This is a genomic window from Wolbachia endosymbiont of Drosophila leontia (genome assembly GCF_028981785.1).
GTDB classification, from domain to species: Bacteria; Pseudomonadota; Alphaproteobacteria; order Rickettsiales; family Anaplasmataceae; genus Wolbachia; species Wolbachia pipientis.
In genome coordinates this window covers 2071-11877 of record NZ_JAPQLK010000143.1, presented here as the reverse complement: position 1 = coordinate 11877, position 9807 = coordinate 2071, and the positions used below count along the sequence as shown (strand labels likewise).

Below are 9807 nucleotides of genomic sequence, written 5' to 3'. Positions count from 1 at the left end.
CATATGGAGAAAAATCAATGCTTGCAATGTTGTTGTAGGGGTAGGGAACCCTTTCTTGGGTTAGCTATAGATTTACTTCGCATATTCAGCTAATTTTTATTACAATTACAACAAAATAATTTTGGCTTTGATGAAAACTGTATATGTATGTCAATCCTGTGGTCACAGCACTGGTAGGTGGGTAGGGAAGTGCATTGCATGTGACAATTGGGATACAATTGTTGAGGAAATAGCAGTAAAAACGGGCAAAAGAAGTATATCTGCACCAATTTTAATAAAGACGTTATCGGGTAGCGAAATTATCACTCCAAGTCGTTTTTTAACAGGAATAGGAGAATTAGATAGAGTTTTTGGTGGGGGTATCGTTCAAGGTGCTAGCATTTTAATTGGTGGCGAACCTGGAATTGGGAAATCCACCCTTTTGCTCAGAATTGCAGCTAATGTTGTGCAACTTTCCTCTTTTGAATGTCTTTATGTATCTGGCGAGGAATCTTTAGAGCAAGTGAGTCTCAGAGCAAAGCGTCTTAAGATAAATGAACCTAAAATTAAGCTTTTATCTACAGTGTCTTTAACTGATGTAGTAGCAACAATAAAGGAAAATAAAAGTATTAAATTTTTAGTAATTGACTCTATACAAACAATGTATGATAGCAGAATTACATCAGCACCAGGAACTGTAACTCAGGTCCGCACTTGCGCACATGAATTAACCATTCTTGCGAAACAATATGGTATTTCTCTTTTAATGGTTGGTCATATAACTAAGGATGGACAAATAGCTGGACCTAAAACTTTGGAGCATATGGTGGATACGGTATTATATTTTGAAGGTGAAAATAGCAATCAATACCGCATTTTACGTACTATTAAAAATAGATTTGGCCCTGCAAATGAAATTGGTGTTTTTGAGATGTCTGAAGCAGGACTTGTGCCTGTTGATAACCCATCATCATTGTTTCTGATGGCCCATGACAGAGAAGTAGCTGGCAGCGCCGTATTTGCAGGAATTGAAGGTTCAAGACCAATTTTAATGGAAGTGCAAGCATTAATAGCAGGGACTAATATGGCAACCCCAAGAAGGGCAGTAGTTGGGTGGGATATTAATAGATTGGCTATGATCATCGCAGTGCTAAATGCTCGTTGCAAAATGTTTTTGCATGATAAAGAGGTATACCTAAACATTGCAGGGGGACTCAAAATACAGGAACCATCGGCTGATCTTGCTGTTGCTGCTTCCCTTATTTCAAGTGTAGTAAATTTACCGCTGCCAACTTCTTCAATAATCTGCGGTGAAGTTGCACTTTCAGGAGAAATTAGGAATGTCTCGCATGCTGATCTCAGACTAAAAGAAGCACAAAAGTTAGGATTCAAAAAAGCAATTATGCCTAAAAATGGTAATTACTCTTCTCACGATATTGAGATAATTAAGCTTGGTCATGTAAGGGAATTAAGAGAAATTTTTAATTACAATTAAATAACGCTTCAGCAAATTCTTTGCTAGTAAACTCCCTTAAGTCCTCTATATTTTCGCCAATTCCTATAGCATGTAACTTTATCTTATAAGCTTCTGCAAGTCCAATTACCACTCCGCCCTTAGCAGTGCCATCTAACTTTGTTACGATTAGCCCGGTAACATTAACCATTTTGCTAAATGCTTCTAATTGGCTATAAGCATTTTGGCCGGTAGTTGCATCAAGAACTAAAATAACGTCATGAGGGGCAGTGTCATCCAATTTCTTTATCGTTCTATATATTTTTGATAATTCCTCCATAAGGTTCACATTATTTTGCAGCCTTCCTGCTGTGTCAATTAGAACAACATCAACGCTATCTTTCATAGCTTGACTTACAGCTCTATATGCCACACTCGCAGAATCGCTACCGTACTCTCCAGTAACGATAGAACAACCAGAGCGTTCTGCCCAAATGTTTAATTGTTCACTAGCAGCAGCTCTAAATGTATCGCATGCAACAAGCATAACGGACTTTCCCATCTCCTTATATTTATATGCGAGCTTACCTATAGTTGTGGTTTTACCATTACCGTTTACTCCGCATACCATTATTATGTGGGGTTTTTTATCCAAAACTAACGGCTGCACGACTGGATTTAATATAGCTTCTATTTCATTCACTAATTGCTGCGTGATAATATTATACTCAACTTCCTTGTCAAACTTGATGCTTGTGAGCCTATCGATAATCAACTTAGAAGTTTTATGACCAATATCCATGCTAATTAGCAATTCTTCTAGCTCATCTAAAAGCGACTGATCTAATTTTTTTTTGCCAGAAAAAATACTTTTCACCCCGTCGCTAAAGCGAGAAGAAGTTTTCAACAAGCCTTTATAAAGGTTACTAAACAAACTCAAGGGATACTCCTTTTAAAATTCAAACTTAATTACAATATAAAGAATGACACGCACTACGTGTATTTGTAAAGTTAAATACGACGTTTTACGTGCATTCTGAAAGTAAAATTCCCGTGATACTAGTGTATTTTACTTTAGTTTTTAACTTAAATGTGTTATAATAAGTGTAGTGGTTCACAGGTAGTTTTATGAGTTATAATGAGAAAATATTAGATCATTACGAAAATCCAAGGAATGTTGGCTCTCTGGATAAAAATGATCCAAATGTTGGCACTGGTCTAGTTGGTGCACCATCGTGCGGTGATGTAATGAAACTGCAGATAAAGGTCAATGACAAAGGTGTTATTGAAGATGCAAAATTTAAAACTTTTGGCTGCGGTTCTGCCATTGCTTCAAGTTCTTTGTTAACAGAGATGATAAAGGGAAGAACCATCAGTGACGTTACACAGATAAAGAATACTCAAATAGTGGAAGAGTTGTCTTTACCTCCAGTGAAGATACACTGTTCGGTACTTGCTGAAGATGCTATAAAAGCTGCTATTCATGATTATCAAAGTAAGCAAAAGAATTAAGAAGCATGAGTGAATATCAAGAAGTAGGCGGAGGTGAAACTGTGACAAAGAATAAAAAACTTATCACCATAACTGCAAATGCAGTGGAAAGGGTAAGGTATTTATTGGACAAAAAAAAGCATACTAACCTTGAAGAAGCAATAGGAATAAGAGTGCTAATTAAGCAAAAAGGATGTTCTGGTTTAAAATATGACATTGAATATGCGTATGATATTCGTCCTTTAGAGTCGATAATTGAGGAAAACTGTAGTGATGGCCAAAAAGTTAAAGTGTTGATCGATCCAAAGTCCGTCATGTTTATTCTTGGCTCTGAAATGGATTATGTAGAAGAAAAATTTTCATCGGGTTTTGTTTTCAAAAATTCTAATGAGAAAGGAAAATGTGGTTGTGGAGAGAGTTTTCATGTCTAGCAACTATTTTACATTGTTTGAAATCGAACTAGCTTTCAATATCAGTTTTGATGAGTTAGAGAAAAAATATATCGAGCTAAGCAGGACTGATATAAATGAAAGACAGTCCCAAAACATGGAAAGTATTAACAGAGCTTATCAGATACTAAAGTCACCGCTAAAACGTGCTGAGCATTTGTTGAATCTTTTTGGTGTGGCAAAGGATCATCCGAATTCTGAAATATTAAATGAATCAATAGAAATAAGAGAGTACTTACTAGACTGCGACGATCTACAATTTGCAAGCAGGATGATTGATGAAAAAATAAAAGATTGCGTTAAAAACCTAATTAACACTTTTGCTGTAAAGAATTTTGATGGAGCTGCTACACAGGTCTTAAGATTGAAATATTTATATAAGTCATTTGAGGAGGTGAAAAAGAATGCAACCAATTCAAATTTCTGAACCAAATTCAAGTGAAGTAGTTTTTGGTATAGATCTTGGTACTACCAATTCTTTAATTGCCATGGTAAATAAAGCTGGCAATGTGGAGATATTTAAAGATAAGCAGGGAAGAGAGCTACTGCCTTCTGCTCTTTCATATGAAAATAATACATTGAAAACTGGCTACGATGTCGGTCAAAACGCAATCTACTCAATAAAGCGTTTAATGGGTAAAAGTGTTAAAGATTTGAACAAGATGGGTGTTTATTTTGAAATAGATAACGAAAGTGAAAAAGTTATTAGAATAAAATGCGCAGAGGAAAAGTATCTTACTCCTATTGAGATTTCTGCTGAGGTATTAAAAGCTTTATGTGAGAGGGTAAAAAAGTCTAAGGGGCTGGAAGTAAAAAAAGCAGTGATTACTGTGCCAGCTTACTTTGACGATTCAGCACGTAACGCAACTAAATATGCAGCAAAATTAGCTGGAATAGAAGTTCTTCGCCTCGTTAACGAGCCAACCGCTGCAGCGCTTTCTTACTCCATTGAAAAGAACAATAACAGTGGAATATATGCAGTTTATGACCTTGGTGGTGGAACATTTGATATTTCGATATTGAAATTGCATCAAGGAGTGTTTCAAGTCCTTGCGGTTGGTGGTGACACCAAACTCGGCGGTGATGATTTTGATCATTTGCTGAGTTCAATTGTGATTGATAAGTATAGAGAAAAGACGGCTAAGCAACTAAATTCCTTACTTATCGAATCACGCTCTGTGAAAGAGTACCTAAGCAACCACACTATAGGTATCTTCGAATTTAATGCTAACGGCAAGCCATTTGAGTGCGAAATTACCAGAGAAGAATTCGAGCAGGCAATCAGTTCTTTGGTCAATAAGACTATCAATATAGTCACTCGTACTATAAGTGATATAGATCTTAAAATTGATGATATAAAAGGAGTAATTTTAGTTGGTGGTGCAACTAGAACACCATTGGTTCAAAATTCACTAGTCAAACTCTTTGGAAATAAAGTACTAAATGACGTGGATCCAGATAAAGCAGTTGCCATTGGGGCAGCTCTGCAGGCTCATGATTTAATTTCGGGCTCAAAAGATAGGAATATTCTCCTGGATGTTCTACCTTTATCACTTGGCATAGAAACTATGGGAGGCATAGTTGAAAAAATCATACCAAGAAATACGCCACTGCCAGTTTCAGAAACAAAAGAGTTTACAACTTATATTGATGGGCAAACAGCAATGAAAATTCATGTTTGTCAGGGAGAACGTGAAATGATAGAGGATAACAAATCTCTAGCGCAGTTTGAGCTAAAAGGTATACCGCCACTGCCTGCAGGTTCTGCAAGAGTTGAAATAGAATTTACAGTTAACGTTGACGGAATCTTGACTGCTACTGCAAGAGAAAAAACTACTGGAATTGAGCAGACAGTTAAAGTAAATTCAAGTTTTGGCTTGAGTGAAGCTGATGTTCAAAATATGGTTGACCAGTCAATAAACAGCTTTGACGAGGATATGAAGGCTCGTTCCCTTGCAGGCGCTAAAATTAATGGAAATAAACTCATACACTTGGTTGAAAACAATAATAACCTTTCCACTGATCAAAAGTTGAAAAACCTATTACAAAATGCAAAAAACGCTTTACAAGGCAATGACTTGAATGAAATTAACAACACTATCGCCGAGTTAGAAAATTCTTCTTTAGAGTTGTGTGAATTAACAAATAGGTAGAAAAGCTTACACAACCTTGTGCAATACCCTATTTAATCTCAAAGCAACAGGTAACCTGAAATTAAATGGTAACCAATCGACCTTTCCTAATTTAAATGATAAACCAACTATGCTTACACGCCCAATGATATTTTCCATTGGTACAAAACCAACTTCAGGAAACCTACTATCTAAAGAATTATTTCTATTGTCTCCCATAACGAAAAATTGATCGTTAGGTACATAATAAACCGGAGTGTTATATGATAGCTTATTAGAAATGTCATCTACCAAAATCTCATGTTCCTTGCCACTTAAAAGCGTTTCTATATATCTTGGTATGTTACGATTTGACTCATAATCAAAAAAACTTTCAATTTGCCTTCGCTCTACTTTCTGATCATTTAGGTATAATTCTCCCTCTATCATTTGCACTTTGTCACCTGGTGTTCCTATTACTCGCTTAACAAACCTGATGCTGTCATTTCTTGTGGGTCTGAAAACTACTATGTCGCCACGCTTTGGAGGGGTATAAAAAATCCTGCCGCTAAAAATGTTTGGAGAAAATGGAAAGGAGTGTTTACTGTAACCGTATGAATATTTACTAGTAAAAATGTAATCCCCTTCAAGTAGGGTGCTTTTCATTGAACCAGAAGGTATATGAAATGGCTCGAATAAAAAACTACGTATTGATAGCGCAATCAACAGTAAAAAAAACAATGAAGATAAAAATCTTCCTGTTCTTATCACCCAGTTTTTGCTTAGTTCTTCCAACTTTTCCAACTTTGTTTTTCCTATAGATTAAGCTTATTATAATACATAAATTAAAAAATGGTAATATGAAATTTTACTTGTGAATGTTATTCCTCTATTCAAAACAATTTTGAAAAGGCGGTTCATTTCTTTCAACGGTGTCATCCAAGTAGCGTGACACATAACTGTACGAACATTGCAATTTGCAGGTGGCAGATGAAAGTAGCTGATGCACATCTGTACGAACATTTGCTTTTGTTAAGGTAATATGGTGTTATAAAAGTAGCTGACACTGGAATGGCTTTGTTGCATCGCTACTTATGAAAGGCTAACTATAGTTAGGATTATAAGCAACCTATTGAAAATCTTGTTTTTTTGCAATCAATCTGATCAAATTTAAGAATAGTAATTTGTTATTTATATTAATAAATTTAATTCTATTGAAAATAGCTAAAGCATTGAAATTCTTGAATTTTAGCCGGATTGGTAAATGGTAGTGAAATTTCTTTTACTCAAATTTAGGTATTCATTGACCGTTCTTGTTATAAATACCAGAATAATAAGCTACTGATATTCCCTATCTTTTTTATCTTTAATCCATCATAGCTAGCGATGCAACAAAGCCCACTGGAATCCAGGTTGTAACCGTTCACGGATTGTGAGAATGAATAAAGAACTAAGCAGTCGTAACTTTTGGAAGGGATTTTGGCCATTGAGACGTGATGTCAAAAATATCGACAACATTCTTTCCACAAATCTTTCTCCATGCTCCGACCAGGTGAAAAAGCTGTTTTTACGATAGCCGTCTAATTTGCCGTTCTGCAAGGTTGTTGATTGACTTCAGGCTTTCGTAAAAACTTCCACACCATATCCTCGGCCTTAACATCTTAATGGCCACTCTCAAACCATTTACAAGCCTTGTCATTTCATGCCCCCCCTTTTTGCATTAGTTGTGTAGCATCTTTTAATATTAGCAAGGCCTATAGTAGTGCAACACTGCCTTACGTATTGCCAATCCAAATTCTACTTGCTGTAAAATAACACAATCTGCTACATCGCTGCTAATCTCAATCCCTCTGTTTATTGGCCCTGGGTGCATAACAATCGCATCTGGTTTTGCGTATGATAGCTTTTGTGAATCAAGTCCATACAAATAAAAATATTCTTTCTCTGAAGAACTATTATTCATGCGCTCTTTCTGCAATCTCAAAAGCATAATTACGTCAGCATCCTTTATACCTTCAATTAATGAATAATGGACTGAATCTACTTCAGGAAAATGCTTACAAATCAAAGTTGGTGGTGCGACCAAGTTTATCTCTGCTCCAAACATTTTTAGCAACCTTATATTTGACCTTGCAACTCTGCTGTGCAGAATATCTCCACATATCACAACTTTGAGGTCCTTTATTTGCTTTTTGTGATTGCTGATTACAAGATAGTCTGCAAGAGCTTGAGTTGGATGTTCACTACTTCCATCGCCTGCATTGATTAGCAAGCAGTTAACATACTTTGCCAGTGTATTAATGATACCACTACTTTTATGCCTGATTATTATGTAATCAGGATTCATTGCATTTAATGTTTTGATCATGTCTTTTAGATCTTCTCCCTTGTTAATAGAAGAAGATCTTATTGGCAAAGTTACAACATTTGCTCCAAGGCTTTTTGCTGCTATTTCAAAAGACGCAAGTGTACGCGTTGAATCTTCAAAGAATAAATTTATTACTGTCTTATTTTCCAAGATATGACTATTTGCAACTTCTTTTTTAAGGTACTGGTTGGCCAACTTAGTTATATTTTCTACATCATCGACTGTAAGGTCTGAGATGTTTAACAAATTCCTTCTCTTGTTCATAGTTTCCTTTTCAACTACTTGAACCTATTCTACTTTCTTATTACCTTTTTTCAATAGACTTCTTGTGCAGCAATTGTTTTGGTGAAAGAACTGAAAAAGATAGTAAAGTCAAAATTAAGTTAGAAGGAAGAAAAAGTTCAGCAAGTCAAGAGTAAGGTATATTAGCATAAATCTTTCATCCCAATGTTTAGTGGCGCTGGGGATTACTTCCACTTACACTCATCTGCTACCATAACAGCCTCAAAAAGATGCTTCTCAAGTTCACTTAGAGGCAAATCACTTTGTGAATAATTTCCCCAAGATTTTAGTATATCGGAAGTTTCAACGCCTTCAATAATAGGATATTCTTGGTTTTTTTTAGCGTATAACTCTTGAGCCTGCTTGCTTACTAAAAATTCCAATAAGACTATAGCATTTTCCCTGTTTTTTGCGTTTTTTGTTACTGCTGCACCACTGATGTTTACCATTACACCGTGATCGTTGCGATTAGGAAAAAAAGCCCCCAGCTTGTCTGCAACATTCTTTTTATTTTCTGATGAAAGAATTCTCGCAAAGTAGTAGCTGTTTACTATTGCAACATCTCCCTCACCCGCTGCTACGGCGTAAATTTGATCAGTATCACCACCACTTGGTTTTCTTGCCATATTGCTCACAATTCCGCTTACCCATTCTTTCGTCTTTTCAAAACCATTATTTGCAATCATAAAAGCAATTAACGATCTGTTATATGGACTTGTAGAAGAACGCACTAATATTTTTCCTTTCCATTTTTCATTTGCTAAATCTTCATAAGTACTTAAGTCCTTAGGGTCTACTGACTCTTTATTGTAAACCAATATCCTAGCTCTTTTTGTAAGACCAAACCAATAATCTTCACTGTCTCTAAATCTTGCAGGTATAACACTTTTTAAAACCTCTGAATCTACTTGAGATAAAAGTCCTCTTTTTTTTGCTAGAATTAAGTTGATTGCATCAGCAGTCAAAAATAAGTCGGCTTCACCACCGTTTTCCATTCGTGAAAGTAGCTGAGAATAATCATCAATGATGTAACGTACTTTAATACCTGTATTTTTCGTGAATTCATCAAACAAAGTACGTACTAATTCTTCTTTGCGCGATGAATAAACATTTACCACTTGTGAGTCATTAGCTCCGTCGTTTCTGTATAAATAAGTAACAACTATCAATATAATTGCTATTAAGGATGTGAATATGAAGGCTTTTTTCATATTGGATAAAAAATAACTTCTTTCAGTTAAAGTTACCAAGATGGTACAACTTTAGCAAGTGTAAAGTTCGTTAGATAAATCATAAAAACTTCCTTGACAAGCTTCGCCAGCCCCCTTATTGTAACACTGAAGCTATTTATTTATCTTCGCAATCTCTGCAGTGGATTAATGACAAAAAACTTAATGTATTTGGCGTAAGTCATGCTTAATTTTTTGCATTATGTGCACCTTATGTCTTTATAAAATTTCTAGGTTTTTACCTAATATAAGCTGAAATGCGCTATTTAAAACATTAAAAAACGCCAACTTAAAAAATGGATAGTGAATAACTAGCTACCCTAGGGCTTCTTTTGCCTTTTTTTCTGTTTAGTAAATTGTATCCGTTCAGCGGAATGGTAGAATAAGGTAGACAAAGTGATCTAAAAAGATAATCATAGAGCAAAAGTGAGGTAATGTGGTAAAC

The 9807-nt window shown here is 35.5% G+C and carries 9 protein-coding genes; 5 read left to right on the top strand and 4 right to left on the bottom strand.

Going from position 1 to position 9807, the window contains the following annotated elements:
- The first annotated feature begins 130 nt into the window (after positions 1–130).
- A complete protein-coding gene (radA, locus tag OZD63_RS05445) occupies positions 131–1474 on the top strand; it encodes a DNA repair protein RadA (protein WP_275008321.1) in 1344 nt (447 codons plus the stop codon).
- On the opposite strand, the gene ftsY is transcribed toward radA, so the two are convergent.
- Complete coding sequence (gene ftsY / locus OZD63_RS05440) at positions 1461–2372, bottom strand: signal recognition particle-docking protein FtsY (RefSeq protein WP_264705222.1); 912 nt, start codon at positions 2370–2372, stop codon at positions 1461–1463. The two genes, radA and ftsY, sit on opposite strands and share 14 nt — an antisense overlap.
- Positions 2373–2560: 188 nt before the next feature.
- Here ftsY and iscU point away from each other — a divergent pair, with 188 nt between their 5' ends.
- Genes iscU through hscA form a run of 4 tightly spaced genes read left to right on the top strand, consistent with a single transcriptional unit; the run spans position 2561 to position 5525 of the window.
- Positions 2561–2944, top strand: coding sequence for a Fe-S cluster assembly scaffold IscU (gene iscU, locus OZD63_RS05435; RefSeq protein ID WP_007548853.1), 384 nt, complete (start codon positions 2561–2563; stop codon positions 2942–2944).
- A gap of 5 nt (positions 2945–2949) precedes the next feature.
- Positions 2950–3354, top strand: coding sequence for a HesB/IscA family protein (locus OZD63_RS05430; RefSeq protein ID WP_275008319.1), 405 nt, complete (start codon positions 2950–2952; stop codon positions 3352–3354).
- Positions 3347–3799 (top strand): iron-sulfur cluster co-chaperone HscB C-terminal domain-containing protein, encoded by a 453-nt coding sequence (locus OZD63_RS05425; RefSeq protein WP_274980131.1) that lies wholly within the window; start codon positions 3347–3349, stop codon positions 3797–3799. Before OZD63_RS05430 ends, OZD63_RS05425 begins: the two co-directional genes overlap by 8 nt.
- Positions 3777–5525, top strand: a complete 1749-nt coding sequence (hscA, locus tag OZD63_RS05420; RefSeq protein WP_275008317.1) for a Fe-S protein assembly chaperone HscA — start codon at positions 3777–3779, stop codon at positions 5523–5525. Before OZD63_RS05425 ends, hscA begins: the two co-directional genes overlap by 23 nt.
- Positions 5526–5531: 6 nt before the next feature.
- Here the strand turns inward: hscA and lepB are convergent, their stop codons facing one another.
- The 3 genes from lepB to OZD63_RS05405 form a co-directional block, all read right to left on the bottom strand.
- Positions 5532–6278, bottom strand: a complete 747-nt coding sequence (gene lepB / locus OZD63_RS05415) for a signal peptidase I (protein ID WP_274980134.1) — start codon at positions 6276–6278, stop codon at positions 5532–5534.
- Positions 6279–7227: 949 nt separating this feature from the next.
- A complete protein-coding gene (locus OZD63_RS05410; protein ID WP_274980129.1) occupies positions 7228–8115 on the bottom strand; it encodes an aspartate carbamoyltransferase catalytic subunit in 888 nt (295 codons plus the stop codon).
- A gap of 203 nt (positions 8116–8318) precedes the next feature.
- The gene (locus tag OZD63_RS05405) at positions 8319–9344 is read right to left on the bottom strand and encodes an extracellular solute-binding protein (protein WP_274980128.1); all 1026 of its coding nucleotides are present in this window, start codon (positions 9342–9344) and stop codon (positions 8319–8321) included.
- Between the last annotated feature and the right edge of the window lie 463 nt (positions 9345–9807).

Coding starts and splice junctions, on each gene's coding strand:
- radA (WP_275008321.1), top strand. CDS start 131: ATGAAAACTGTATATGTATGTCAATCCTGTGGTCACAGCACTGGTAGG.
- iscU (WP_007548853.1), top strand. CDS start 2,561: ATGAGTTATAATGAGAAAATATTAGATCATTACGAAAATCCAAGGAAT.
- OZD63_RS05430 (WP_275008319.1), top strand. CDS start 2,950: ATGAGTGAATATCAAGAAGTAGGCGGAGGTGAAACTGTGACAAAGAAT.
- OZD63_RS05425 (WP_274980131.1), top strand. CDS start 3,347: ATGTCTAGCAACTATTTTACATTGTTTGAAATCGAACTAGCTTTCAAT.
- hscA (WP_275008317.1), top strand. CDS start 3,777: ATGCAACCAATTCAAATTTCTGAACCAAATTCAAGTGAAGTAGTTTTT.
- OZD63_RS05410 (WP_274980129.1), bottom strand. CDS start 8,115: ATGAACAAGAGAAGGAATTTGTTAAACATCTCAGACCTTACAGTCGAT.
- OZD63_RS05405 (WP_274980128.1), bottom strand. CDS start 9,344: ATGAAAAAAGCCTTCATATTCACATCCTTAATAGCAATTATATTGATA.